This is a genomic window from Streptomyces sp. NPDC088923 (genome assembly GCF_044749745.1).
Taxonomy (GTDB): Bacteria; Actinomycetota; Actinomycetes; order Streptomycetales; family Streptomycetaceae; genus Streptomyces.
In genome coordinates, this window is sequence record NZ_JBIVIO010000002.1 from 159,772 (window position 1) to 184,854 (window position 25,083).

A 25,083-nucleotide genomic window follows, 5' to 3' on the forward strand; every position below is an offset into this window, starting at 1 on the left:
GCGGAATCCTTCGCTTTCTGCGGGCGGGGCGGGCGAGGCGGGCGGGGGCGGTGCGGCGTTCTTGCGGCGGGCCGTGGTGGGGCTCTGCCCCACACCCCGCTCCTCAATCTCCCCCAGCCTCCGGCCGGGAGGTACCCCCGGAGGAGCTTAGTTTGTGGCCGTGTGGTGCAAGTGGTACTCCGTCGGGATCACCGGTTCGCCGCGGGAGAGCTGTGTCGCCGAGAGCGGCAGTCCCTCCAGCGCCGCCTTGTGCCGGTCCCGGGCCGCGCTCATCGGCTCGCGGCCCACGACCTCGCCCTTCGTCACGAGCGGCACGAGGAGCAGGTCCGCGCTCAGCGCGTCCGGCACCTCGCCCGTACCGACGACCTCGGCCTCGGCGATCCCCGCCGCGTCCCTGCGCCGCGCCGCCCACTTGCGGCCCGCGACGGACGCCTTGCCCCCCACCGAGCGCTTCGCGACCGGCTCCAGGGGCGCGCCGCGCTCCGTGGAACGGGCGCGGGCGACGAGCTTGTAGACCATCGAGCACGTCGGGTGGCCGCTGCCCACGACGAGCTGCGTACCCACCCCGTAGGCGTCGACCGGCGCGGCGGCGAGCGAGGCGATCGCGTACTCGTCCAGGTCCGAGGTGACGACGATCCGCGTGTCCCGCGCGCCGAGCGCGTCGAGCTGGTCGCGTACGCGGTGGGCGACGAGGAGCAGGTCGCCCGAGTCGATCCGTACCGCGCCCAGCCCGGGTCCCGCGACCTCGACCGCCGTGCGGACCGCGTTCTCGACGTCGTACGTGTCGACCAGCAGCGTCGTGTCCGGGCCCATCGAGGCCACCTGCGCCTCGAAGGCGGCGCGCTCGTCGTCGTGGACGAGGGTGAAGGCGTGCGCGCTCGTGCCGGTCGTCGGGATGCCGTACCGGTATCCGGCGGCGAGGTCGGACGTCGTGGAGAAACCGCCGATCCACGCGGCGCGCGAGGCGGCGACGGCGGCCAGTTCGTGGGTGCGGCGCGCGCCCATCTCGATGAGCGGGCGGCCCCCGGCGGCGGAGGACATCCGCGAGGCCGCCGCGGCGATCGCCGAGTCGTGGTTGAGGATCGAGAGGATCACCGTCTCCAGGAGCACGCACTCCGCGAACGTGCCCTCGACGCGCAGCACGGGGGAGCCGGGGAAGTACACCTCGCCCTCGGGGTAGCCCCAGATGTCGCCCGAGAAGCGGTACTCCGCGAGCCAGGCGAGGGTGTCCTCGTCGACCACCCGGTGCGCGCGCAGGTACTCCAGCTGGTCCGCGTCGAAACGGAAGTTCGCGACCGCGTCGAGCACGCGCCCGGTGCCCGCCACGACCCCGTACCTGCGCCCCTCGGGCAGGCGGCGCGTGAAGACCTCGAAGACGCAGGGGCGCTCGGCCGTGCCGTTGGCCCGCGCGGCCTGGAGCATCGTCAGCTCGTAGTGATCCGTGAAGAGCGCTGTCGACGGGACGTCCACCGGCAGGCCAAGGTCCGCTGTGTTCATACGGGGGATGCTACCCCAGTTAGCGTCACTCTGACGATTTCTGGGGGTGGCTTGGGTCACGCCGGTACGGGGCGTGACCGCGCGGCCCCGAAGGGGCCGTTCGTGCGACGGGCCCCGGACAGTGGCAGCATGGCCCCCGTGAGTGTGTCGTCCGTCTCCCCAGCCCCTTCGCCCGCCGCCCCCGCATCAGGGCGCGGTGCCGCCCGTCCGGCGGCCCGACTGGCGTCCCCCGCCCCGATGGAGGTGGAGCGGCCCGACGCCGAGGCCGAGTCCTTCGCGGTGACGGAGCCGGATCTCCCGTGGATCACGCTCGTCCACAACGACCCCGTCAACCTGATGAGCTACGTGACGTACGTCTTCCAGTCGTACTTCGGCTACTCCAAGGACAAGGCCACCAAGCTGATGCTCGACGTGCACAACAAGGGACGCGCCGTCGTCTCCAGCGGCAGCCGCGAGGAGATGGAACGCGACGTGCAGGCGATGCACGGCTACGGACTGTGGGCGACGCTCCAGCAGGACCGCGACTGATGCCCGGCCTCTTCGAACGCACCCCGGACGGCGCCGCCGAGGTCACCCTCGACACCGTCGAGACCAGCATCATCCGCTCGCTCGCCGTGCAACTCCTCGAACTCGTCGGCCCGGGGCCCGGCGGTGACGACGACGACCCGCTCGCGGGCCTCTTCGCCGAAGGCCCCAGCAAGCCCCCGTCCGACCCGGTGCTGCGCCGCCTCTTCCCCGACGCCTACACCCGCCCCGGCGAGGACGAGGGCCCCGAACTCCACGCCGCCTCCGCCGAGTTCCGCCGCTACACCGAGAACGACCTGCGCGCCCGCAAGCGCGAGGACGCCCTCGCCGTCGTCCGCACCCTCGACTCCCTGCGCACCGACGCCCGCGGCAACGCCCGCCTCCAGCTCGCCGGCCTCGCCGCCCAGACCTGGCTGCGCACCCTCAACGACCTCCGCCTCGCCCTCTCCACCCGCCTCGACATCAAGGCCGAGGGCGACACGGAACTCCTCTACGAGCTCCCGGACAGCGACCCGCGCAAACCGATGGTCATGGCGTACCTGTGGCTGGGGGGCCTCCAGGAGACGCTCGTGGAGACCTTGCTGCCCTGACGAGGTGACCGGCGGGGTGCTGCTGCCCTCATGGGGTGACCGGCGAGGCGCTGCTCCCCTGACGGGGTGACCGGTGAGGCGCGGCGGCACGTCTCAGGAACTCGTCCGCGGCCCGGGCCGCTCCTGGTTCGCGCGCTTCACCGCGCGGTCGTTGAGCGCGCTGCCCCACGCGCGCAGCCGACGGGCCACCGCGTGCCGGGGCTCGCCCGCCTCGTGCCCCTGGCGCAGTGGGCCGCGCCCCTCGGTCGAGGGCAGCAGGCGCGCGCCCACGGCCGTCAGCCGCGTCGTGAGCCCCGGCGCGATCCCGTGCGTGAGCTGCGCGGCCTTCGCCGCCGGGGTCAGGACGAGCCGGGCGCGCCGCCGCGCGACCGCGGCCACGATCCGCCGCGCCGCCCGCTCCGCGTCCATCGACAGCAGCGGCGCCCCCGCCGCCGCGCTGAACCAGCCGAACTCGGCCCCCGTATCGCCCCCGAACTCCGCCTGTCGGTGCGAACCGGTCCGCATGAGCCCCGGGTGCACCGCCGTCACACTCACCCCGTCCGCCGTCGTCTCCGCGCGCAGCCCCTCCGCGAGCGCCCCCACCGCCGCCTTCGCGCACGAGTACGGCAGCAGGTGCGGCACCCCCAACAGGCCGCCCACCGAGCCGATGAGCGCCAGCCTGCCCCGGCTCTCCCGCAGGTAGGGCAGCGCCTCCAGCGCCGTGTGCAGCGCCCCGCCGAACATCACGTCCATCGCGTCGCCGAACTCCTCGGCGCCCACCGCCGCGACCGGCGCCACCTGGATGACTCCCGCGTTCGCGACGACCACGTCGAGCCCGTCGCGCGCGTGCGTCGCCCGCAGCAGTTCCCGTACCGCCGCCTGCTCGCGTACGTCGCACACCGCGACCCGCACGGTCGCCCCGGTCCGCTCCCGCAGCCGCGCCGCCGCCCGCTCCAGCTCGTCCCCGTCCCGCGCGGCGAGCGTCACCACGCAGCCCTGCCGGGCCAGCTCCTGACCGATCAGCAGCCCGAGGCCGCGCGAGCCTCCGGTGACCACGGCCGAGAGGCCGCCGAGCCGGGGGGAGCGGGCCGGACGGGGGGAGCGGGCCGGACGGGGGGAGCGGGGCATGGGGACCTCCGGGCAGTCGACGGGAAGCCGCGGGTACGCGGGCGACGGTCCACGGGGAGTTCCCCGCGCCCGCCCCCTCAACCGTGACCCGCCGCGGCCCGCTCCGCATCCCCGCGCCGTACACCGCCCCGGTGCCACGAGACGGCGGCCCCCTCCCCGCACCCGGCCGGGGCCACTCCCGACGCGGGCTCTTTCACGCGGACGAGTGCCGCGCCTTCACGCGTACGAGTGCCGCGCCTCCCGTCCTGTCACGCCTTATGCGCACAAAGTGGTTATCTGATCTCCTCACCGGGAGAGAGGCGCGACACATGACGTCCACGCAGATCGGCACACCCGGCGAAGAGCCGGCGGAGCCCGTGGAGGCGGCCGCGAGGACGGAGAGCGGCGAGGGCTACCACCGGGCGCTGGGCGCGCGGCAGATCCAGATGATCGCCATCGGCGGCGCGATCGGCACCGGCCTCTTCCTCGGCGCCGGAACCGCCATCTCGAAGGCGGGCCCGAGCCTGGTCCTCGCCTACGCGGTGGCCGGGCTCGTCATCTACTTCATCATGCGGGCGCTCGGCGAACTCCTCCTCTACCGCCCCGTCTCCGGTTCCTTCGCCGAGTACGCGCGCGAGTTCCTCGGCCCCTTCTTCGGCTTCGTCACGGGCTGGACCTACTGGCTCGGCTGGGTCATCACCGGCATCACCGAGGTCACCGCCGCCGCCAAGTACATGACGTTCTGGTGGGCGATCCCGCAGTGGGCCTCCTCGCTCGCCTTCACCGTCCTCCTCTTCGGCGTGAACCTCATCTCCGTGCGGCTCTTCGGCGAGCTGGAGTTCTGGTTCTCGATGGTCAAGGTCACCGCGATCGTCGGCATGATCCTCATCTGCCTCGGCATCCTCACCCTCGGCTTCTCCGACGCGGGGCAGAGCGCGAGCGTCGCCCACCTGTGGGACGACGGCGGGCTCTTCCCGCACGGACTGGGCGGCACCCTCATGACGCTCCAGATCGTCATGTTCGCCTTCCTCGCCGTCGAACTCGTCGGTGTCACGGCGGGCGAGTCCGAGAACCCCGAGAAGAACCTCCCCAAGGCGATCAACACCGTCCCCTGGCGCATCGCCGTCTTCTACATCGGCGCGCTGATCATGATCCTGTCCGTCGTCCCCTGGAAGAAGTTCCAGCCGAACGTCTCGCCGTTCGTCGCCGCCTTCGAGCAGATGGGCCTCGGCGTCGGCGCGGCCGTCGTCAACTTCGTCGTCCTCACCGCCGCGCTCTCCTCCTGCAACTCCGGCATGTACTCGACGGGCCGCATGCTCCGCGACCTCTCCCTCAACCGCCAGGGCCCCACCCTCTTCGCCCGCCTCACCCGCACCGGCACCCCGCTCCTCGGCACCGCCTTCTCCGCCGCCCTCATGCTCGTCGGCGTGTGGATCAACTACCAGTGGCCGGGCAAGGCGTTCCAGTACGTCATGTCGCTGGCCACCATCTGCGGCGTCTGGGCGTGGATCATGATCCTGCTCTGCCAGCTCCGCTACCGCCGCAAGGCCGAGCGCGGCGAACTCCCCACCTCCCCCTTCCCCGCCCCCGGCGCCCCCTTCACGAGCCTGTTCGCCCTCGCCTTCCTCCTCTTCGTCCTCGTCCTCATGGGCTTCGACAAGGACGCCCGCATCGCCCTCTACGCGGCGCCCGTCTGGGGCGCGCTCCTCGTCGGCGCCTACCGCGTCCACCTCGCCCGCGCCCCGTACGCACGCCCCGTACGACAGCAGGACGGCCCCGCTGACCCCGAGGAGACGGCCCCCGCCGAAGCCTGAACGTCCGGGCGTCCAGCTGCCGGGCGGGCCCGTCCCACGGACCGGGACAGGCCCACCTGTACGCGCGTACGGCCCGTCTAGGCTGGCCCCCATGCTGACCCTCACCCAGGAGCTGTACGACCGGATCGTCGCCCACGCGCGCGCGGACCACCCCGACGAGGCGTGCGGGATCGTCGCGGGACCGGCGGGCAGCGACCGCCCCGAGCGCTTCGTCCCCATGCTCAACGCGGCCCGCTCGCCCACCTTCTACGAGTTCGACTCCGGCGACCTGCTCCGCCTCTACCGCGACCTCGACGACCGCGACGAGGAACCCGTGATCGTCTACCACTCGCACACCGCGACCGAGGCGTATCCCTCGCGCACGGACATCTCCTACGCCAACGAGCCGGGCGCCCACTACGTCCTCGTCTCCACCGCCGACACCGACGAGGCGGGCCCCTTCCAGTTCCGCTCGTACCGCATCGTGGACGGCGTGGTCACGGAGGAGGACGTGAAGGTCGTCGCGGCCTACTGAGGGGCGGGGCGGGGGGAGCACCGGGGTGGGCGGTACGGGCGCGAGACGCCCCCCTCGCTCCAGCATGTGAACGCCGGGCGTCCGCGCCTCGGGACACCCCTCCGGGTATCGGGCCGGGAATCGTTACGATGACCGCATGGTTGACCTCGACGTGCGTACTCAGGAGCCGGGCACCCCGCTGCTCACGGCGCGGCGCCACGTCGACCTCTGCCGCGTCGCCGGCGCGCTCTGTCCGCGCTGAGCGCTGAATCCCCCGCGCGCGCCGCCCCTGCCCGCGGGCGCACGCGCCACGGCGCCCCATCCCCGTACCGCCGCAACGAGGCGCCCCCGCGCGCCCACGACCTCCCGAAAAGGAGACCGCCATGGCCATCGAGGTCCGCATCCCGACCATCCTCCGCACCTACACCGACGGCGCCAAGGCCGTCGAGGGCAGCGGGGACACGCTCGCCGAGCTCTTCGCCGACCTCGACAGCCGCCACGCCGGCATCCAGGAGCGCATCGTCGACGGCGGCAAGCTCCGCCGCTTCGTCAACGTCTACCTCAACGACGAGGACGTCCGCTTCCTCGACGGCATCAGCACCAAGCTCAGCGACGGCGACAGCGTCACGATCCTCCCCGCCGTCGCCGGCGGCGCCCGCTGATGCGGTACGAGAGCGCTCTCGCCGCTGTCGGCAACACCCCGCTCGTCCAGCTCCCCCGGCTCTCGCCGGGGGAGGGCGTGCGCCTGTGGGCAAAGCTGGAGGACCGCAACCCCACGGGGTCCGTCAAGGACCGGCCCGCGCTCCACATGGTCGAGCGGGCCGAGAAGGACGGGCGCCTCACACCGGGCTGCACGATCCTGGAGCCCACGAGCGGCAACACCGGCATCTCGCTCGCCATGGCCGCCAAGCTCAAGGGCTACCGCATGGTCTGCGTCATGCCCGAGAACACCAGCCAGGAACGGCGCGACCTGCTCGCCATGTGGGGCGCGGAGATCATCTCCAGCCCCGCCGCCGGCGGCTCCAACACCGCCGTGCGGGTCGCCAAGGACCTCGCGGCCGAGCACCCCGACTGGGTCATGCTCTACCAGTACGGGAACCCGGACAACGCGGGCGCCCACTACGCCACGACGGGCCCCGAACTGCTCGCCGACCTCCCCTCGGTCACCCACTTCGTCGCCGGGCTCGGCACGACGGGCACCCTCATGGGCGTCGGCCGCTACCTGCGCGAGCACAAGCCGGACGTGAGGATCGTCGCCGCCGAACCCCGCTACGACGACCTCGTCTACGGCCTCCGCAACCTCGACGAGGGCTTCGTCCCCGAGCTGTACGACGAGAGCGTGCTCACCACCCGCTTCTCCGTCGGCTCCGCCGACGCCGTCACCCGCACCCGCCAACTCCTCCAGGAGGAAGGCATCTTCGCGGGCATCTCCACCGGCGCGGCGCTCCACGCGGCCATCGGCATGGGCAAGAAGGCCGTCACGGCGGGCGAGGAGGCCGACATCGCCTTCGTCGTGGCGGACGGCGGCTGGAAGTACCTCTCGACCGGCGTCTACACGGCACCGACGACGGAAGAGGCGATCGCGACCCTGCAGGGACAGCTCTGGGCCTGAGGGGCGCGACCGCGCGCGGGGCGGGGCTCAGCTCGGGGGAGCCCCGCCCCTTCCTCCACCCGGCTCCCATATTCGTGTGGGGCCCCCGGCGCCCTTGTAGCCGGGCGATCCAAGAGACCGCCCTCAGTAGGGCTGAGCCCCCTTCACCCCTTCCGCACCCGCTCCCACACCCCCGCGTCCACCGCACCCGCCCGGCGCCGGAAATCCCGCAGCGGCACCTTCCGCCGCTCCCCGGTCTCCAGGTAGCTGCGCCGCCCCTCGCGATCGTCCACCGCACCGGCCGGCAGCGCCACGACCCCGCCCCGCTCCGGGTGCTGACGGCTCGTGATCTTCATGACCCGCGCCGCGCGCGGCCCCACCGACAGCACCAGGCACGGCCGGTCCTTCGCCCCCGGCCCGTCCTCGAACGGCACCAGCGCCCACCAGATCTCGCCCGGCCGCGGCTCCCGCACCCGCGCCCCGCCGGACCCCCGCGGCGGACGCCGCCGCCCCCGAGGCCCCCGGTCACTGCGCCCCCACGCGTCGACGAGCGACACGAGCAGCCCGAGCACCACCACACCGGCAAGCAGCCACCACCACGACACACCCATACCGGCGACCGTACCCGCGCGGACCGGCCGACCGGCGTCCTGGGGTCCGGCGGGGACCGTTGTGCGGGAGCCCTCGCATCCGGAATCCCCGCGCCCGGAATCCCCGCGCCCGGAATCCCCGCACCCGGGAACCCCCCACCCATCCCGCCCGTTGTGGCCTCCAGGGGGGCACCCCCGCATGTAAGGGCCACCCCTAGGGGATTCCCCCCACCCCTCACGGGTGGTCTTGCCGGTGACTTCTCCCACAACCCGCCGCAGGCGTGAAGCCGCCCACCGGCACTCCCCGTACGCTCGACGGATCGCACCCGCACCCCGCTCACCCCGTCCGCGCGGAGGTTCCCGCTTCATGAAGCTCACCGTCGTCGGCTGCTCGGGCTCGATCCCGTCCGTGGACTCGCCCTGCTCCAGCTACCTCGTAGAGGCCGACGGCTTCCGGCTGCTCCTCGACATGGGCAATGGCGCCCTCGGCGAGTTGCAGCGCCACATCGGCCTGAACGAACTCGACGCCGTCGTCCTCAGTCACCTGCACGCCGATCACTGCATCGACATGTGCGCGTACTTCGTCGTGCGCTACTACAACGCCGACCCCCTCACCACCGGGCCGCTGCCGGTCTACGGCCCCGAGGGCACCGAGGAACGCCTCACCGCGGGACACGGCGACACCCCCACGCGTTCCGCGATGGCCGAGGTCTTCGACTTCCACACCCTCAAACCGGGCAGCTTCCGCATCGGACCCTTCACGCTCCACGCCGAGCAGGTCCGCCACCCGGTCGAGGCGTACGGCTTCCGCGTCGAGCACGAGGGCCGCTCCCTCACGTACTCCGGGGACACCGGCCCCGCCCCCGCACTCGACCAACTCGCCGCCGACAGCGACCTGTTCCTGTGCGAAGCCGCCTTCACCGACGGCAAGGAGGACATCCCCGACCTCCACCTCAACGGCCGCGAGGCCGGCGAGAGCGCCCAGCGCGCGGGCGCCCGCCGCCTCGTCCTCACCCACATCCCCCCGTGGACCGACCCCCACCTCAACCTGACGGCCGCCCGCGAGGTCTACGAAGGCCCGGTCGAGCTGGCGCACACGGGCGCGGTGTACGAGGTCTGAACGGCGGGGACCGCACGGCGCCGGTACGGGTACGGGGCCGCCCCACCGTGGGCCGCCCCGTACTCGTACCCGACCCGTACCGCCGGGGGAACGTATCGCCCGCCCCCTCACGCCCGCGTCTCGTCCTCCAACTCCTCCTCCGGCTCCCGCCCCGGTGTCTTCAGGTCGAACCGCGTGATCGCGAAGCGGAACACCACGTAGTACACGACCGCCGCACACGCTCCGATGATCAGCAACAGCCACGGTTTCGTCGCCAGCGACCAGTTGATGACGTAGTCGATCAGCCCCGCCGAGAAACTGAAACCGTCCTTCGCCCCCAGCGCCCAGGACACCGCCATCGAGACGCCCGTCAGCACCGCGTGCACCGCGTACAGCAACGGCGCCACGAACAGGAACGAGTACTCGATCGGCTCCGTGATCCCCGTGACGAACGAGGTCAGCGCGACCGACAGCATCAGCCCGCCCACCTCCTTGCGCCGGTGCGGCTTCGCGCAGTGCGTGATCGCCAGCGCGGCGGCGGGCAGCGCGAACATCATGATCGGGAAGAACCCCGTCAGGAACTGCCCCGCACTCGGGTCACCCGCCAGGAAGCGGTTGATGTCCCCGTGCACGATGTCCCCGTCCGATGCCTTGAAGTCGCCGAACTGGAACCACACGAACGTGTTCAGGAACTGGTGCAGCCCCACCACGAGCAGCGCCCGGTTCGCGACCCCGAACACCCCCGAACCCCACGCCCCCGCGTCCGACAACCACTCCCCGAAGCTCGTCAGCCCGTCCCCGATCGGCTGCCACGCCCACGCCGCGAGCCCTCCGAGCAGCAGCCCGATGAACGCCATCAGGATCGGAACGAGCCGCCGCCCGTTGAAGAACCCCAGCCAGTCCACGAGCTTCGTCCGGTAGAACCGCCGCCACACATACGCCGAGATCAGCCCGATCACGATCCCGCCGAACACCCCCGGATTCTGGTACGTCGCCGCCGTGAACGCCTTCCCCGCGTAGTCGACGCACCCCCCGTCCACCGCCTCCTGCCCCTTCGGGCAGTCCACCGGGAACGCCTGGAGCACCGCGTAGAAGACCAGGAACCCCGTCACCGCCGCGAGCGCCGTCGAACCGTCCGACTTCTTCGCCATCCCGATCGCGACACCCACGCAGAACAGCAGCGGCAGCCCCAGCGTGGAATCGAGCAGCGCCCCGCCCGCCGCGTCGATCACCTTCGCGACGTTCGTCCATCCCAGGCCGTCGTCGCCGAAGACGTCCGGCTGACCCAGCCGGTTGAGAATCCCCGCCGCGGGCAGCACCGCGATCGGCAACTGGAGCGAACGCCCCATCTTCTGCAGGCCCTGGAAGAACTTTTCCCAGGGACCGGGACCCGCCGTCGCCGCACTCGTCGCCGCGCTCATCCACTTACCTCCCGTGCCGCCCGGGCCGCGCCCCTGCTGAGCGTCATGATTCGGCACCCCGGCAGCCGCCGCCCGTGAAGATGGGCCAACGGTGAGTTAACGTGACAAAACCCCCATCACGGAGCACCGGGCACAAGGAGCGTGGCGCATGGCCAGCAAGGCGGAGAAGATCGTCGCCGGACTCGGCGGCCTCGACAACATCAGCGACATCGAGGGCTGCATCACCCGGCTGCGCACCGAGGTCTACGACGCCTCCAAGGTCGACGAAGCCGCGCTCAAGGCCGCCGGCGCCCACGGCGTCGTCAAGATGGGCACCGCCATCCAGGTCGTCATCGGCACCGACGCCGACCCCATCGCCGCGGACATCGAAGACATGATGTGACCCGAGCACCGCGCGGTACGGGGGACGCCGACCAGGCGTGCCGGGTGTCCCCCACGACCAACTAGGCTCAGCCGCATGTCACGCATCGACGGCCGCACCCCCGACCAGCTCCGCCCCGTCTCCATCGAACGCGGCTGGAGCAAGCACGCCGAAGGCTCCGTACTCGTCTCCTTCGGCGACACCCGCGTCCTGTGCACCGCCTCCTTCACCGAAGGCGTGCCGCGCTGGCGCAAGGGCAGCGGCGAGGGCTGGGTCACCGCCGAGTACGCGATGCTCCCGCGCGCCACCAACACCCGCGGCGACCGCGAGTCCGTGCGCGGCAAGATCGGCGGCCGCACCCACGAGATCTCCCGCCTCATCGGCCGCAGCCTCCGCGCCGTCGTCGACACCCGCGCCCTCGGCGAGAACACCGTCGTCCTTGACTGCGACGTCCTCCAGGCCGACGGCGGCACCCGCACCGCCGCCATCACCGGCGCGTACGTCGCCCTCGCCGACGCCGTCCGCTGGGCGCAGGGCAAGAAGCTCGTCAAGGCCGGACGGGTCCCGCTGCGCGACACCGTCTCCGCCGTCTCCGTCGGCATCGTCGACTCCGTCCCGTACCTCGACCTGCGGTACGAGGAGGACGTGCGCGCCGAGACCGACATGAACGTCGTCCGCACCGGCGACGGCCGCTTCGTCGAGGTCCAGGGCACCGCCGAGGCCGCCCCCTTCGACCGCGCCGAACTCGACGCGCTCCTCGACCTCGCGAGCGCGGGCTGCGCGGACCTGGCGGCCCAGCAGCGCGAGGCGCTCGAAGGCTGAGCCGACCGCTCGGGTAAAGAAAACACCAAGCGAAGTACGGGCCACGAGCAACCGAACAATCGTTCACGGCGTCATCCCGCATGACGGAGACCCGGAGGAGGCCACTCCTCCGGGTCTCGATCCGCCGTGGACGAAAGGGACCGCCCGCTCATGCCCGCGCACCGCCGAGCCCGCCGCACCGCCGCCGCCCTCCTCCTGGCCGCCCTCCCGCTGCTGGGCCTCACCGCCTGCGACGCCGCGCAGAAGGCGCTCGACTGCGTCCACACCGCCGACACCATCGCGGACCACGTCACCAACCTCCAGCAGTCCGCCGACAGCCTCGGCAACGACCCCCTCGACCCCGACGCCGAACTCACCGCCATCGACAAGGACCTCGACGCCCTCGGCAAGAAGGCCGACGACGCCGACCTCAAGCAGGCGCTCGACGGACTCGGCAAGGCCGTCGACACGGTACGGGCCGATGTCGCGAGCGGCGACGAGACACCCGACCTCGACCCGCTCACCGACGCGGCGGGTGAGCTGACGAAGGTCTGCACCCCGTGACCTGCGCGGTTCCCCTTGCGGAATACTGGCGTCCATGAGCCGTCTCATCCTCGCCACCCGCAACGCGGGCAAAGTCACCGAACTGCACTCCATCCTCAGCGAGGCGGGGCTCGGGCACGAACTCGTCGGTGCCGACGCGTACCCGGAGATCCCCGACGTCAAGGAGACGGGCGTCACGTTCGCGGAGAACGCCCTCCTGAAGGCGCACGCCCTGGCGCGGGCGACAGGCCTCCCGGCGGTCGCCGACGACTCGGGCCTGTGCGTCGACGTCCTGGGCGGCGCCCCCGGCATCTTCTCGGCCCGCTGGTCGGGCCGCCACGGCGACGACGAGGCGAACCTGCGCCTCCTCCTGGCCCAGCTCTCCGACATCGCCCCCGAGCACCGCGCGGCCGGCTTCGCCTGCGCGGCGGCGCTGGCCCTCCCGGACGGCACGGAACGCGTGGTCGAGGGCCACCTCCGCGGCACCCTCCGCCCGGAACCGGCCGGAGAGAACGGCTTCGGCTACGACCCGATCCTTGAGCCGGAGGGCCTGGACCGCACCTGCGCCGAACTGACCCCGGCGGAGAAGAACGCGATCAGCCACAGGGGGAAGGCGTTCCGGGCGCTGGCGCCGGTGGTGCGGGAACTGGTGGGGTGAGAGCGCTCTCGGCGGTACGAGGAAGGGGCGCCCTGCAGGGCGCCCCTTTTCCCGTACGGCCGGTGGGACTCGAACCCACACGGGATTTCTCCCACCCGGACCTAAACCGGGCCTGACTGCCAGTTCCAGCACGGCCGCGAGTACACCGAGCCTACTAGATGGCCTGGGGATCGGTCCGGCGTGATCGCCGCCCCCACGTCTCCGTCAACGCGTGGCAGTTCGGGCACAAGTACCGCAGATTATCCGCCCGGTTGTCGTGCCAGTCGCCGTTGACGTGGTCGATGTGCAGGACCAGCGGCTCGCCGTCCCAGTGTCCGGCGTTGCCACAGCGGGCGCATGCGTACGGGCGGCCCAGCGCCTGGAGCGCGGGGTGCAGGCGGTCGCGGGAGATGCGGGTGGCCGTGGGTGGGTGGACCCGGAGCAGCGCGGCCCTGGGGGACGCCGGTGCGGGGCAGGGCGCTGCCCAGGGACGCCGGGTGAAGTGGCTCGTATCCAGGCCGAGCCGGTCGATCGCGCCGCGCACCCGGCGATGTGTGGTCCCGCCCAGCGGCAGCCTCAGCGCGCGGGCCACGTCCGCGTAGCTCGTGCAGCGGGCCACGGCCTCGCGGACCTCGGCCTCGGGGAGCGGGGGGAGCTGCTTCTTGACGAAGTGACGGGTGTCGATGTCGTGCTCGGCGATCTGGCGCCGGAGGGCGCCGACCGTGCGCGTGTCGTCGCCGAGGCCGAGGGCCCGGGCCAGCCCGGGGACGCTGTTCACCTCGGCCGCCGTCGCGCGCAGTTCCGTGATCGTGGGCTCCGGCGGAGCATCAGGCGGACGGAGGCGCGGCATGTGCGCGGTGCTGATCCCCGCGGCGACGATGCGCCGTGACAGGTGGGAGAGCGTCCCCGAGGCCGGGACCGCGCCGAGGGCGAGCGCGACCTCGCGGAGGTTGGATGCGTCTCGTACCGCCTCCGCCAGTTCCTCGTTGCCGTACTTGACGGCGCGCTGTGTGAAGTGGTCCGTACTGATGCCGTCCGCGGCCACGCGCCGACGCAGCGTGCGGCAGCGTCCGGCGGTGGGGCGGACGCCGAGGTGCCGGGCGAGTCCTTTCCAGCTCGTGACAGCGGCCACGGCCTCCGAGAGTTCCCTGCGTGTCCAGTCGGGCAACCGCTCTTCCAAAGCCTCCAGGTCGTAGCCCAGCGCTTCCAGTCTGCTCCGTACGTGATTGCGCTGCCCCACGTTCTGCGGGGCCGCTCCCAGCCGTTCCATCACCTCCCCCCAAGCCACCGCCCCCGCGAAGGCCCCCCGCAGCTCCTCGTCCGTATACCTGACCGCCATCCCGCACCCCGTTCGATCGAGCGTCCACCCCCCACAACGACACCCGTTCGACCCCGGTTACCCCGAACAGCGGAACGCCCCGCACCTTCACCGGTACGGGGCGTTCCTCTTCACACAGGTCGGATCAGCCGATCGTCAGAACCTCGGTTCCGGGGTCTGGGCCTGGACGAGTTCCGCCGCCTCCTCCTCCGTCTCCACCGACGGGGGCGAGCCCGCGAGGGGGAGGTTGGCCGTTTCCTTCAGGCACAGGACCGCGATCACGCCCACCACGGCCGCCGCCGTCGCGTAGTAGGCCGGCATCAGGTTCGTGTCGAAGGCGCTGATCAGGGCGGTGATCACGAGAGGGGTCGTGCCGCCGAAGATCGAGGTGGCCAGGTTGTAGGAGACCGAGAGGGAGCCGTAGCGGACCTGCGTCGGGAAGATCGCCGGGAGCGCCGCCGACATCGTGCCGAGGAGGCAGACCAGGGAGAGGCCCAGGAGGAGCAGGCCCAGGGCGATCAGGAACACGCTGCCCTGGCGGATGAGGAGGAAGGACGGGAGGGAGAGGACCAGGAAGCCGATCATCCCGGTCATCAGGAGCGGCTTGCGGCCCACGCGGTCCGAGAGGCGGCCCACCTGCTGGAGCAGGCACATCTGCACGACCATCACGAGGAGCAGGATCAGCAGCCCCTTGTTGGTCCCGTAGCCGAGTTCGTCGGAGAGGTACGTCGGCATGTAGGACAACAGCATGTAGTCGGTGATGTTGTACGCGGCGACGAGCGCGAGGCACAGGAGCAGCGGGCGCCAGTACCGCGTGAAGATCTTGCCGAGGTCGGAGACGGCGGAGGTCTCGACCGCGTCGGCGGCCTCGCTCGCCCGTACCTGGCCGCCCTCCAGCTTCTGGAACGCGGGCGTCTCGTCGAGCTTCATCCGCAGCCACAGGCCGATGAAGCCGAGCGGTGCCGCGACGAGGAAGGGGATGCGCCAGCCCCAGTGGAGCATCTGGTCGTCGCTGAAGAAGGTCGTCAGCAGGACGACGAGGCCGGAGGCCGCCACGTATCCGGCGAGGGTGCCGAATTCGAGGAAGCTGCCGAAGAAGCCGCGCCGCTTGTCGGGCGCGTACTCGGCGATGAACGTCGAGGCGCCCCCGTACTCGCCGCCCGTCGAGAAGCCCTGGACGAGGCGGAAGAAAATGAGCAGGACCGGGGCCCAGATGCCGATCGTGGCGTGCGAGGGGATGAGGCCGATCGCGAGGGTGCCGACCGACATCATGATCATCGTGATGGCGAGGATCGACTTGCGGCCGATCTTGTCGCCGAGGGGGCCGAAGAAGGCGCCGCCGATGGGGCGGACGAGGAAGGCCACGGCGAAGGTCGCGAAGGAGGAGAGGAGCTGGGCGGTGTCGTTCCCGGAGGGGAAGAACACCTTGCCCAGCGTCGACGCGAGATAGCTGTAGATCCCGAAGTCGTACCACTCCATGGCGTTGCCGAGCATGGCCGCCTTGGTGGCCCGCTTGACCGCCGCCTCGTCGGTCACGGTGATGTCGCTGCGGCGCAGCTTGGGATTGCGCCGTTTGTCGATCGCGCGGAAGAGCACCCGGTGGCGTCTGACCGCGGCGGGGTCCACCACCGGCTCGTCGTTGTCGGTCGCCGCCATCACGGTGTTCCTTTCGCAGGTCCTATTGCCAAGCTGAACACCTGCGCGCTTCCGCCGCGCTCAAACAAACTCGTTCAGGGGGCACCGATCCGGCTACCGAGAGTGACAATTATGTCCGGTTTCAGGCGGTTTCGGCGAGACCCAGATCACGGATGATCTTCGCGACGTGACCGGTGGCCTTGACGTTGTAGAGGGCGCGCTCGACCTTGCCCTCCTCGTCCACGACGATCGTGGAGCGGATCACACCGGTGACGGTCTTGCCGTAGAGCTTCTTCTCGCCGAAGGCGCCGTACGCCTCCATGACGGCCTTCGACGGGTCCGATACGAGCGTGACGCGCAGGTCCTCCTTCTCGCGGAACTTCGCGAGCTTCTCCGGCTTGTCGGGCGAGACGCCGATGACGTCGTAGCCCTCGCCGGCGAGGAGGTCGAGGTTGTCGGTGAAGTCGCACGCCTGCTTGGTGCAGCCGGGGGTGAGCGCGGCGGGGTAGAAGTAGACGATCACTTTCCGTCCGCGACGCGCGGAGAGCGAGATCTCCTTGCCGTCGGCGTCCGGAAGGGTGAAGTCGGGGGCGGGATCGCCGGGCTGAAGGCGCTCGCTCATGGGGTGCTCCTGTTTCCGGGGAGGGGTACGGGGTACGCGGCCGAGCCTAAGCCAGCGCGCGGGCGAGCCGGGCGGCCCCGTACGGCTCCCGCGGTGTCCTCGTACGGCTCCCGCGGTCCCCTCGTCCGGTCCGTACAGGGGGTGCCGAGGGGTGCGCGGGCGGTACAGCTGACAGACTGTCGTGCTACGGGCCCCGTGCGGGGCGCGGAGAGTGCACAGGAGCGACGGGTGTCCCCGATCAAGGGCCCCGGGACACGACGACGGAGGCAACGCGGTGTCGGAAGCGGATGCCAGGACCCCTGCGGAGATCGAGGCGGACATCAGGCGCCGGCGTGTGCTGCTGGCCGAGACCCTCGACGAGATCGGGGTGCGTGTGCACCCGAAGACGATCGCGGGCGATGCGAAGGCGAAGGCGACGGCGAAGGTCGATCAGACCCTCGGGCGGGCGTACGTGGAGGTGAACCGCACACTGAACGGGGTGCGCGCGAAGTTCGTGGACGAGGAGGGCAGCCCGCGCCTGGAGCGGATCGTGCCGGCGGCTGTGCTGGTGGTGGGCGTGGTCGGGCTCGTGGTCGCCTCGGGGCGCAAGGGCCGGAAGAAGTGACGCGGCCCGGGGGGCCGGATGCCGGCCGGTGCCCCGGGTCCCGGGGTTCCGTACCGGCCGTGCGGGGTCCCGGGTTAGATTTCCTGGCGTGAGCGAGAACCACGGCACGAACCAGGCCCACGACACGCAGGCCCATGACGACAAGCTGCCCATCCGGATGCTGCACGACCGCGTCCTGGTGCGGAGCGACAACCCCGAGGGGGAGCGTCGCTCGGGCGGCGGGATCGTCATTCCGGCGACGGCGGCGGTGGGGCGGCGGCTCGCCTGGGCGCGGGTGGCGGCGGTCGGGCAGAACGTGCGGTCGGTGGAGCCGGGGGACCGGGTGCTCTACGACCCGGAGGACCGCGCGGAGGTGGAGGTGCGCGGTGTCGCGTACGTACTGATGCGGGAGCGGGACCTGCACGCGGTGGCGGCCGACCGTTTCGAGGGCGCGGAGGACTCGACCGGGCTGTATCTCTGACGTTCGCCGAGGGCCTCGGGGTGGTGACAGGAGTCACCGCCCCGAGGCCCTCGGTGTTGCTAGCCTCGGAAGTACCCCGACGAGACGCGCCGTACCGGGTCACGAAAGACGACGCACCCCTGTTCGCGTTCTTTCGTTCGGAGGTGTCCCGTCATGGCGTGGATCGCTGTGATCATCGCGGGTCTGCTGGAAGTGGCCTGGTCGATCGGCATGAAGTACACGCACGGTTTCACGCGGCTCGTGCCGAGTCTCTTCACGGGCGCGGGGATCGTCGCCTCGATGCTGCTGCTCGCCTACGCGGCGAAGACGCTGCCGATCGGTACGGCCTACGGGGTGTGGGTCGGGATCGGCGCCGCCGGTGCGGCGGTGCTCGGCATGGTGGTGCTCGGTGAGCCGGCGACGGCGGCGCGGATCTTCTTCGTGTCGCTGCTCGTGGTGGCCGTGGTGGGGCTGAAGCTCACCTCGGGGCACTGAGGTACGGGGAGCGGGCGCCGTCCGGGTGGACGGCGCCCGCTCTCGTACGTACGGGGGCGGGCTTCCCGCGTGCGGTCGGCCGCCGCCGGGATGCCCGCGTGCGGTCAGCCGCCGCCCAGGATGCCGCCCGGGGTGCCGCCGCCGGGCTGTTCGCCGCCGCCCGGGTCGCCGTTCGCGCCGCCCGGGTCCCCGGCGCCGCCCGGTCCCGTGCCCGCGCTGTCGCCGCCCGGGTCGGTGCCGCCGGGCCCTGTGCCCGCGGTGTCGCCGCCCGGGTCGGTGGCGCCGCCGGTCGGTTCACCGCCGCCCGGGGGTGTCACGGGGCCGCCGGACGGAGTGCTGCCCGTGGCGCCCGTGCCGTTCTGCTGGCCCGTGCCGTTCTGGCCGTCGTCGGCGGGGGTCGAGGCGGTCGGGTTGCTCGGGCTCGTTCCCGTGCTCGGGCTGTTGCTGCTGCTCGGTGCCTGCGAGACGGGCGGCTTGCGCTTGGCGCCCTTGGCGAGCTTGAGGTCGAAGTCGTGTGCCTTCTTGCCCTTGAGGGCCTGCTTGACGTACTGCGACCAGATCTCGGTGGGCGGGCCGCCGCCGTTCATGCGGGCGACGCCGAGTGCTCCGTAGAGCGGGACGTGCTTGGCGGTCTTCGGGTCCTGGCCCATGACCGAGACAACCGTCGCGAGGTCGGGGGTGTACCCGGCGAAGAGCGCGGCGGTGTCCTCCTCTGCGGTGCCGGTCTTGCCCGCGGCGGGCCGGCCGGCGCCGCGCGCGGCCATCGCGGTGCCCTTCTCGACGACGCTCTGGAGGATGGACGTCGTGGTGTCGGCCGCCGTGCGCCGCACCGCCTGCGTGGAGTGGTGGCCGGGCAGCTCGACCCGCTTGCCGTCGCGGTCGGTGATCTTGACGACGAGCTGGGCGGAGTTGTGCCTGCCGTGGTTGGCGAGCGTCGCGTACGCCTCGGTCATGCGCAGCACGCTCGGGGTGGCGGTGCCGAGCGCGATCGAGGGGTACGGGGCCAGGGACGGCGTGCCCTTGGCGAGGCCGAGGGCCTCGGCGGTCTTCTTGACCTTCGCGGGACCGACATCGACGGCCATCTGCGCGTACACCGAGTTGACGGACTTGTCGGTGGCGACGCTGACCGGGATGCGGCCGTAGTCGCGCTCGTCCTCGTTCTCGGGGCTGAACGGGATGGAGCTGCCCTTGACGGGGCGCTTGCTGGTGCCGTCGTACATCGTGGCGGGCATGATCGTCTGGCCGTCCTGCGTCGTGGAGTGGTTCTCCAGCGCGGAGGTGAAGACGAAGGGCTTGAACGTCGAGCCGACCTGGAAGTCGGCGCGGGTCGCGTTGTTCGTGTACTGCTTCACCCAGTCGATGCCGCCGTACATCGCGACGACCTGGCCGGTCTTCGGGTCGATGGAGGCGGCGCCCGCGCGGACGTTGCGGTCGGCGGGGCGGTTCTTCTTGTCGAGCTTGTCGATGAGCTGGTCGTCCACCGCCTTGACCAGGGCGTCCTGGTTGCTCTTCTTGAACGTGGTGGTGATGCGGTAGCCCTGGTTGGTGAGGTGGTTCTTGTCGATGCCGTTCTCGGCGAGGTAGTTCTTGACGGCCTCGACGAGGTAGCCGCGCTGGCCGGAGAGCGAGGAGTTGGTGCTCGTGGGCTCCTTGGGCGTCGGGAACTTCGCCTTCGCGCGGTCGGCCTGCGTCATCCAGTGCTGCTTGACCATGCCGTCGAGCACGTAGGACCAGCGGGCCTCGGCGGCGCGCTTGTTCTCGGGGTAGACGACGACGTCGTACGCGGAGGGCGCGTTGAGGAGCGAGGCGAGGTAGGCGCCCTCGGGGACGGTGAGCTGGCCGACGTCCTTGTCGTAGTAGGCGCGCGCTGCGGCCTGGATGCCGTAGGCGTTGCGGCCGAAGTAGCTCGTGTTGAGGTAGCCCTCCAGGATCTCGTCCTTGCTCTTCTCGCGGTCGAGCTTGAGCGAGATGAAGAACTCCTTGGCCTTCCGGGTGACCGTCTGGTCCTGGTCCAGGTAGTAGTTCTTGACGTACTGCTGCGTGATGGTCGAGCCGGACTGCTTGCCCTTGCCGGTCGCGGTGTTCCACGCGGCGCGGACCATGGCCGTCGGGTCGACGGCGGACTCCGTGTAGAAGTCGCGGTCCTCGGCGGCGAGCACGGTGCGCTGGACGGACTTGGGGATCTCGGAGAGCTTCACGTTGACGCGGTTGACGGTGCCGTCGCGCGCGAGGAGGGTGCCGTCCGCGTAGTAGTAGACGTTGCTCTGGAGCTGGGCGTCCTGGTTGCCCTCGGGGATGTCGGTGGTCGCGTAGCCGACGGCGAAGGCACCGCCGAGGAGCACGATCAGCAGGACGAGTCCGCCGAGGGTCATGCGCCAGGTCGGGAAGAGGCGGCGCCAGCCCTTGCGCTTGCGGGACTTGCGGCCCTTCTTCTTGGGCTGCTCGGGTCCGTCGCCGTCGTCGGCGGCCATGGCGGTGGTGCCGGTGTCGCCGGGGGGAGGGGGAGTGCCGGGCGCGCCGGCGGCCGCGGCGGCCCCCGCGCTCGCGGGACCGGCGCTCGCGGGACCGGCCTTCGGGGGGCCGGTCTTCTTGCGGCGCGGGGCGTCCTCGTTGCCGGGGACTCGCAGCTGGGTCGTGCGTTCGGCGGGGATCTCTTTCGGGGGATCGGCGGGGGCGGGCTTGGCGGGGGCGGGCTTCGCGCTCGGGGCGGTCTTGGCGCTCGGGGCGGGCTTGGCGTCCGCCTTGCCGTCCTGCGCTGCCTTGCCGTCCTGCGCCGCCTTGCCTTCCTGGGCGGGCTTGTCGCTCGCGCTCGGGGCGGGCTTGGCGTCCCGCGTCCCCTTGGCGTCGGGCTTGGCGTCCGGTGCGGACTTCGCGTCCGGTGCGGGCTTCGCGTCCGGTGCGGGCTTCGCGTCGGAAGCCGTCTTGGGCCGCTGGGCGGCGTCCGCGTCCGTATCGGCGTGGGCGTCCGCGTGCGCTTCCGGGCCCGAGCCGGGCTTCGCGGCCCCCGCCTCGGCGCCCCGCGCCTTCGAGGCGTCAGGCGTCGCTCCCGGTACGGGCTTCGCGGCACGCGAGGCCCCCGCCCCCGGCTCCGTACCGCCGGGGACCGCCTCCGCCGTCCCTCCCGGCTCGTCCCCCGCCGTCTTCCGCGCCGCCGCCTGTCCCTCGCGTGATTCCCTCCGCTCGTTCCCCTCGTCGCGCCGGGACGTCCCGGCCTCTTGCTTCCGGGATGTCGTGCCGTCCCCGGTGTGGTCGCCGTCGCCGTGCTGCTGCGGCTCGTCGGTCATGTTGTGCGGAACTCCTGCTTCGCTTCGTGCACCCGGTGCCCACGTACGCACCGAGGCGCGGGGCGGTCGGAACACGGTGCCCGCCTCGGCGGCTCGTGATCCCTCCCCCGTGTAAAACGCGTGGCGCGCGCGTACGGCTCCCCTCTAGGGTCGTGACTTTGGCCCGAGAGGCCGAATCCACACCATTCGCGCGGAAAATCCGCACCGAAAGAGAGGTGTCGTGCGCACCGTTCGGCTCTATGCGGCAGTCGCCGCCGGTGGGTTCCGCCGCTACGCGACGTACCGCTGGGCGACCTTCGCCGGGGTGTTCACCAACACGGTGTTCGGCGTCATTCTCGCCTATACGTATCAGGCGTTGTGGCAGGAGCGTCCCCACCTGGGCGACTACACGCTTTCACAGGCGCTCACGTACGTCTGGATCGGGCAGGCGATACTCATGACCTCCATGGTCATGGGAGGCGGATTCGAGGTCGAGCTGATCGAGCGCATCCGCGCCGGCGACATCGCCGTGGACCTCTACCGGCCCGTCGATCTCCAGTCGTGGTGGCTCGCCGGGGATCTCGGGCGCGCGGCGTTCCACCTGCTCGGGCGGGGGATCGTGCCCTTCGCGGCGGGGGCGCTGCTCTTCGACCTCGCGATCCCCGCCGCGCCCTCGCGCTGGCTGTCCTTCCTCGCCGCGGTCGCGCTCGGGGTCGTGGTGAGCTTCGCGCTGCGCTACCTCGTGGCGCTCTCCGCCTTCTGGCTGCTCCACGGCGACGGGATCACGCGGCTGCACGTCTTCGTGGCGACGTTCTTCTCCGGGGTCTCGCTGCCGCTCAACGTCTTCCCCGGCCTGCTCGGCGAGGTGGCCCGCGCGCTGCCGTGGGCCTCGCTCGTGCAGGTCCCCGCCGATGTGCTGCTCGGTACGTACGAGGGCGGCGCGCTGCTCGGCGTGTACGGCTTCCAGGCGGGCTGGGCCGTGCTGCTGCTCGCTCTCGGGCGCCTCGTCCAGTCCGCCGCGACACGCAGGGTGGTGGTCCAGGGTGGCTGAGACGGCCGGCCCCACGGCGGTACGGGAGCGGGGCGCCCTGCGCACCGGGCTGCGCGCGTACCGGCTGGTGAGTCTCATGTGGGTGCGCTCGATGCTCGCGTATCCCCTCTCCTTCGCGCTGAACCTCTTCGCGCAGGCGGCGATCACGGGTCTGGACTTCGTCGTGATCCTGCTGATGTTCTCGCACGTCGACGCGCTCGGCGGCTACGGCCTCCCGGACTTCGCCGTGCTGTACGGGCTCTCCTCGGTCTCCTTCGGGCTGTGCAACCTCTTCCTGGGCTCGACGCAGCGGCTCGGCCAGCGCGTGCGCGACGGCACGCTCGACGCGCTGCTCGTGCGCCCGGCCCCCGTCCTCGCGCAGATCGCCGCCGACCGCTTCTCGCTCAACCGGCTCGGGCGCACCTTCCAGGGCCTCGTGGTGCTGGCGTACGGGCTGGGCGCGGCGGGCATCGACTGGGACGCCGGGCGCGTCCTGGTGATCCCGTACGCGGCGGTGAGCGGCGCGGCGATCTTCGGCGCTGTGTACGTGGCGGGGGCGGCCTTCCAGTTCGTGGCGAACGACGCGGCCGAGGTGGAGAACGCGTTCACGTACGGCGGGCAGACGATGCTCCAGTACCCGCCGACGGTCTTCGCCAAGGAGGTGGTGCGCGCGGTGACGTTCGTGCTGCCGCTCTCCTTCGTCAACTGGGTCCCCGGCGCGTACCTCCTGGGCCGTCCCGCGCCGCTCGGCCTGCCGGCGTGGTGCGCGCTGCTGCCCCCGCTCGTCGCCGTCGCGGCGCTCGCGCTGGCGGGTCTCGCGTGGCGTGCGGGGCTGCGGGGGTATCGCTCGACGGGGAGCTGAGGCGGTGTCCGTGACCGGTGGTGGAAAGGTGGAAGCAGTGGAAAGCGACGACGTGATCGTCCTCGAAGACCTTCAGAAGGAGTTCACGCTCCGGCGCAGGACCGCGTTCCTGCGGTACGAGAAGCGGGCGGTGCGGGCCGTGGACGGCATCTCGTTCCGGGTGCGGCGCGGCGAGATGGTCGGGTACATCGGGCCGAACGGCGCGGGCAAGTCGACGACGATCAAGATGCTCACCGGCATCCTCACGCCCTCGGGCGGCCGGCTGCGGGTCGCCGGGCTCGACCCCGCACGGCAGCGGCTCGCGCTGACCCGCCGTATCGGCGTCGTCTTCGGCCAGCGCACGACGCTGTGGTGGGACCTGCCGCTCATCGACTCGTACCGCCTCATGCGGCACCTGTACGACGTGCCGCTCGCCCGCTACCGCGAGACGCTCGACCGCTGCGTGGAGCAACTGGAGCTGGCGGACCTGCTCGACGTACCGGTCCGGCAGCTCTCGCTGGGGCAGCGGATGCGCGGCGACATCGGCGCGGCGCTGCTGCACTCGCCGGAGGTGCTGTACCTGGACGAGCCGACGATCGGGCTCGACGTCTTCTCGAAGGCGCGGGTGCGCGAGTTCCTGCGCGAGCTGAACGCGGAGCAGGGCACGACGGTGCTCCTGACGACGCACGACCTGACCGATATCGAGCAGGTCTGCACGCGGGTGATGGTCATCGACCACGGGCGGCTCGTGCACGACGGGGACCTGGCGGGGCTGCACGCGCTGGGCGGGAGCGAGCGGATGCTCGTCCTCGACCTGGAGCGCGAGCTGCCCGCGGTCTCGGTGCCCGGCGCCCGTACGGTACGGGTCGAGGGGCCGCGTCAGTGGCTCGCCTTCCCCGCCGGGGCCTCGGCGGCGCCGCTCGTGGCGCGGATCGCGGCCGACTACCCGCTCGCCGATCTCTCGGTGCGCGAGCCGGACATCGAGTCCGTCATCGCGCGGATGTACGCGCGCGGCAGGAGCGACGCGGTGACCTCGTAGGGTGGTCGTATGACTGACGAGCGGGCCGAACTACCGCCCAGGACAACGGATATGACCAAAGCGCGAGCGGACGCCCCGCTCGCCCGGGGGGAGCTGCGCGCCTCGGACGCCGACCGGGAGCGGGTGGCCGAGCGGCTGCGCGAGGCGGTCGCCGAGGGACGCCTGGACATGGAGGAGTTCGACGTACGGCTCGGCGCGGCCTACGCGGCCCGCACGTACGGCGAACTGGTGCCGCTCACGCGGGACCTGCCGGAGAGCGCCACGGGCGCGGCGCCCACCACGGCTCCGGCTCCGGCTCCCGGCGGGGGCCGGGTCGGGCGGGTCGGCGCGGAGGCGACCTCGCGCGGGGCCTTCGCGCTCTTCGGCGGCTTCGCACGCCGGGGGCGCTGGGTGATCGGGAGGGCCTTCACGGCCTTCGCGATGTGGGGCGGCGGTGAGATCGACCTGCGCGAGGCCGATTTCGAGGACCGCGAGACGGTCATCCGCTGCTTCACGATCTGGGGCGGCATCGGCGTCGTGGTCCCGCCCGAGCTGCGGGTACGGGTCTCGGGCATCGGGATCATGGGCGGCTTCGGCGGCGACCAGTTCTTCGAAGGGCCGCCGGACTCGCCGCAGGTGACGGTGAAGGGCCTGGCCCTGATGGGCGGGGTGGGCGTCCAGCGCAAGGAGCGGAAGGGCGAGAAGCGCAGGCTCAAGGAGGAGCGGAAGCGCGGGGAGCTGGAGGCGGAGGACTGAGCGCGGGGCGCCCG

27 protein-coding genes, 1 tRNA gene and 1 riboswitch are annotated in these 25,083 nt (G+C 71.9%); of the genes, 19 read left to right on the forward strand and 9 right to left on the reverse strand.

Annotated elements, in window-relative coordinates:
- Nucleotides 1–147: 147 nt before the first annotated feature.
- Nucleotides 148–1,497, reverse strand: a complete 1,350-nt coding sequence (locus ACIP4O_RS11825) for a nicotinate phosphoribosyltransferase (protein WP_401574160.1) — start codon at nt 1,495–1,497, stop codon at nt 148–150.
- Between the two features lie 237 nt (nt 1,498–1,734).
- Here ACIP4O_RS11825 and clpS point away from each other — a divergent pair, with 237 nt between their 5' ends.
- The gene (clpS, locus tag ACIP4O_RS11830; protein WP_031001208.1) at nt 1,735–2,025 is read left to right on the forward strand and encodes an ATP-dependent Clp protease adapter ClpS; all 291 of its coding nucleotides are present in this window, start codon (nt 1,735–1,737) and stop codon (nt 2,023–2,025) included.
- Nucleotides 2,025–2,612 carry a DUF2017 domain-containing protein gene (locus ACIP4O_RS11835; RefSeq protein WP_164287908.1) on the forward strand — a complete coding sequence of 196 codons (588 nt, stop codon included), beginning with the start codon at nt 2,025–2,027 and terminating at the stop codon, nt 2,610–2,612. The genes clpS and ACIP4O_RS11835 overlap by 1 nt, the downstream gene beginning before the upstream one ends.
- A gap of 93 nt (nt 2,613–2,705) precedes the next feature.
- Here ACIP4O_RS11835 and ACIP4O_RS11840 read toward each other — a convergent pair whose 3' ends face one another.
- Entirely contained in the window at nt 2,706–3,719 is a 1,014-nt protein-coding gene (locus ACIP4O_RS11840; RefSeq protein ID WP_401574162.1) for an SDR family NAD(P)-dependent oxidoreductase, read from the reverse strand.
- Nucleotides 3,720–4,027: 308 nt separating this feature from the next.
- Between ACIP4O_RS11840 and ACIP4O_RS11845 the strand changes: the two genes are divergently transcribed.
- From ACIP4O_RS11845 to ACIP4O_RS11865, 5 genes are all read left to right on the forward strand, one after another.
- The gene (locus tag ACIP4O_RS11845; RefSeq protein WP_401574165.1) at nt 4,028–5,512 is read left to right on the forward strand and encodes an amino acid permease; all 1,485 of its coding nucleotides are present in this window, start codon (nt 4,028–4,030) and stop codon (nt 5,510–5,512) included.
- Nucleotides 5,513–5,603: 91 nt separating this feature from the next.
- Nucleotides 5,604–6,026, forward strand: coding sequence for a Mov34/MPN/PAD-1 family protein (locus ACIP4O_RS11850; RefSeq protein WP_164286086.1), 423 nt, complete (start codon nt 5,604–5,606; stop codon nt 6,024–6,026).
- 136 nt (nt 6,027–6,162) lie between these two features.
- Nucleotides 6,163–6,267: a putative leader peptide gene (locus ACIP4O_RS11855; RefSeq protein WP_010295339.1), complete on the forward strand. Its 105-nt coding sequence runs from the start codon at nt 6,163–6,165 to the stop codon at nt 6,265–6,267.
- A 121-nt stretch (nt 6,268–6,388) separates the two neighbouring features.
- Nucleotides 6,389–6,667: a MoaD/ThiS family protein gene (locus ACIP4O_RS11860; RefSeq protein ID WP_401574168.1), complete on the forward strand. Its 279-nt coding sequence runs from the start codon at nt 6,389–6,391 to the stop codon at nt 6,665–6,667.
- The gene (locus ACIP4O_RS11865; RefSeq protein WP_401574170.1) at nt 6,667–7,617 is read left to right on the forward strand and encodes a PLP-dependent cysteine synthase family protein; all 951 of its coding nucleotides are present in this window, start codon (nt 6,667–6,669) and stop codon (nt 7,615–7,617) included. The genes ACIP4O_RS11860 and ACIP4O_RS11865 overlap by 1 nt, the downstream gene beginning before the upstream one ends.
- A 143-nt stretch (nt 7,618–7,760) precedes the next feature.
- Here the strand turns inward: ACIP4O_RS11865 and ACIP4O_RS11870 are convergent, their stop codons facing one another.
- Nucleotides 7,761–8,207, reverse strand: coding sequence for a type II toxin-antitoxin system PemK/MazF family toxin (locus ACIP4O_RS11870; RefSeq protein WP_401574172.1), 447 nt, complete (start codon nt 8,205–8,207; stop codon nt 7,761–7,763).
- Between the two features lie 346 nt (nt 8,208–8,553).
- Between ACIP4O_RS11870 and ACIP4O_RS11875 the strand changes: the two genes are divergently transcribed.
- Complete coding sequence (locus tag ACIP4O_RS11875) at nt 8,554–9,306, forward strand: MBL fold metallo-hydrolase (protein WP_401574174.1); 753 nt, start codon at nt 8,554–8,556, stop codon at nt 9,304–9,306.
- Between the two features lie 107 nt (nt 9,307–9,413).
- Here ACIP4O_RS11875 and ACIP4O_RS11880 read toward each other — a convergent pair whose 3' ends face one another.
- Nucleotides 9,414–10,706 (reverse strand): PTS transporter subunit EIIC, encoded by a 1,293-nt coding sequence (locus ACIP4O_RS11880; RefSeq protein ID WP_401574176.1) that lies wholly within the window; start codon nt 10,704–10,706, stop codon nt 9,414–9,416.
- A 148-nt stretch (nt 10,707–10,854) separates the two neighbouring features.
- Between ACIP4O_RS11880 and ACIP4O_RS11885 the strand changes: the two genes are divergently transcribed.
- From ACIP4O_RS11885 to rdgB, 4 genes are all read left to right on the forward strand, one after another.
- The gene (locus tag ACIP4O_RS11885; RefSeq protein ID WP_008745947.1) at nt 10,855–11,088 is read left to right on the forward strand and encodes a glucose PTS transporter subunit EIIB; all 234 of its coding nucleotides are present in this window, start codon (nt 10,855–10,857) and stop codon (nt 11,086–11,088) included.
- Nucleotides 11,089–11,163: 75 nt separating this feature from the next.
- On the forward strand, nt 11,164–11,889 hold the full coding sequence (gene rph, locus ACIP4O_RS11890; protein ID WP_401574178.1) for a ribonuclease PH: 726 nt from the start codon (nt 11,164–11,166) through the stop codon (nt 11,887–11,889).
- A 150-nt stretch (nt 11,890–12,039) separates the two neighbouring features.
- Nucleotides 12,040–12,432: a hypothetical protein gene (locus ACIP4O_RS11895; RefSeq protein WP_361332182.1), complete on the forward strand. Its 393-nt coding sequence runs from the start codon at nt 12,040–12,042 to the stop codon at nt 12,430–12,432.
- 34 nt (nt 12,433–12,466) lie between these two features.
- Complete coding sequence (gene rdgB, locus ACIP4O_RS11900; protein ID WP_401574181.1) at nt 12,467–13,069, forward strand: RdgB/HAM1 family non-canonical purine NTP pyrophosphatase; 603 nt, start codon at nt 12,467–12,469, stop codon at nt 13,067–13,069.
- A 54-nt stretch (nt 13,070–13,123) separates the two neighbouring features.
- Here the strand turns inward: rdgB and ACIP4O_RS11905 are convergent.
- The 4 genes from ACIP4O_RS11905 to bcp all read right to left on the reverse strand — a co-directional run bounded on the left by ACIP4O_RS11905 (nt 13,124) and on the right by bcp (nt 16,623).
- Nucleotides 13,124–13,207, reverse strand: a tRNA-Leu gene (locus tag ACIP4O_RS11905).
- A gap of 16 nt (nt 13,208–13,223) precedes the next feature.
- Nucleotides 13,224–14,387 carry an HNH endonuclease gene (locus ACIP4O_RS11910; RefSeq protein WP_401574183.1) on the reverse strand — a complete coding sequence of 388 codons (1,164 nt, stop codon included), beginning with the start codon at nt 14,385–14,387 and terminating at the stop codon, nt 13,224–13,226.
- A 135-nt stretch (nt 14,388–14,522) separates the two neighbouring features.
- Nucleotides 14,523–16,022 carry a glycine betaine/L-proline transporter ProP gene (proP, locus tag ACIP4O_RS11915; protein WP_401574185.1) on the reverse strand — a complete coding sequence of 500 codons (1,500 nt, stop codon included), beginning with the start codon at nt 16,020–16,022 and terminating at the stop codon, nt 14,523–14,525.
- A 121-nt stretch (nt 16,023–16,143) separates the two neighbouring features.
- Nucleotides 16,144–16,623 (reverse strand): thioredoxin-dependent thiol peroxidase, encoded by a 480-nt coding sequence (bcp, locus tag ACIP4O_RS11920; RefSeq protein WP_401574187.1) that lies wholly within the window; start codon nt 16,621–16,623, stop codon nt 16,144–16,146.
- Between the two features lie 274 nt (nt 16,624–16,897).
- Here bcp and ACIP4O_RS11925 point away from each other — a divergent pair, with 274 nt between their 5' ends.
- From ACIP4O_RS11925 to sugE, 3 genes are all read left to right on the forward strand, one after another.
- Entirely contained in the window at nt 16,898–17,227 is a 330-nt protein-coding gene (locus ACIP4O_RS11925; RefSeq protein WP_361332170.1) for a DUF3618 domain-containing protein, read from the forward strand.
- Nucleotides 17,228–17,384: 157 nt separating this feature from the next.
- Nucleotides 17,385–17,687, forward strand: coding sequence for a co-chaperone GroES (locus tag ACIP4O_RS11930; RefSeq protein ID WP_361332280.1), 303 nt, complete (start codon nt 17,385–17,387; stop codon nt 17,685–17,687).
- Nucleotides 17,688–17,740: 53 nt separating this feature from the next.
- Nucleotides 17,741–17,805: riboswitch (guanidine-III (ykkC-III) riboswitch) on the forward strand.
- 35 nt (nt 17,806–17,840) lie between these two features.
- The gene (gene sugE, locus ACIP4O_RS11935) at nt 17,841–18,161 is read left to right on the forward strand and encodes a quaternary ammonium compound efflux SMR transporter SugE (protein ID WP_361332168.1); all 321 of its coding nucleotides are present in this window, start codon (nt 17,841–17,843) and stop codon (nt 18,159–18,161) included.
- A gap of 104 nt (nt 18,162–18,265) precedes the next feature.
- Here sugE and ACIP4O_RS11940 read toward each other — a convergent pair whose 3' ends face one another.
- Nucleotides 18,266–21,445 (reverse strand): transglycosylase domain-containing protein, encoded by a 3,180-nt coding sequence (locus ACIP4O_RS11940; protein ID WP_401574189.1) that lies wholly within the window; start codon nt 21,443–21,445, stop codon nt 18,266–18,268.
- A gap of 220 nt (nt 21,446–21,665) precedes the next feature.
- Here ACIP4O_RS11940 and ACIP4O_RS11945 point away from each other — a divergent pair, with 220 nt between their 5' ends.
- The 4 genes from ACIP4O_RS11945 to ACIP4O_RS11960 are packed head-to-tail and all read left to right on the forward strand — an operon-like array spanning nt 21,666 to nt 25,069.
- Nucleotides 21,666–22,475 carry an ABC transporter permease gene (locus tag ACIP4O_RS11945; RefSeq protein ID WP_401574191.1) on the forward strand — a complete coding sequence of 270 codons (810 nt, stop codon included), beginning with the start codon at nt 21,666–21,668 and terminating at the stop codon, nt 22,473–22,475.
- A complete protein-coding gene (locus ACIP4O_RS11950) occupies nt 22,468–23,316 on the forward strand; it encodes an ABC transporter permease (RefSeq protein WP_401574193.1) in 849 nt (282 codons plus the stop codon). The genes ACIP4O_RS11945 and ACIP4O_RS11950 overlap by 8 nt, the downstream gene beginning before the upstream one ends.
- Before the next feature lie 37 nt (nt 23,317–23,353).
- Entirely contained in the window at nt 23,354–24,334 is a 981-nt protein-coding gene (locus ACIP4O_RS11955) for an ATP-binding cassette domain-containing protein (protein WP_401574195.1), read from the forward strand.
- Between the two features lie 51 nt (nt 24,335–24,385).
- Nucleotides 24,386–25,069 (forward strand): DUF1707 domain-containing protein, encoded by a 684-nt coding sequence (locus ACIP4O_RS11960; protein ID WP_401574197.1) that lies wholly within the window; start codon nt 24,386–24,388, stop codon nt 25,067–25,069.
- Nucleotides 25,070–25,083 lie beyond the last annotated feature (14 nt).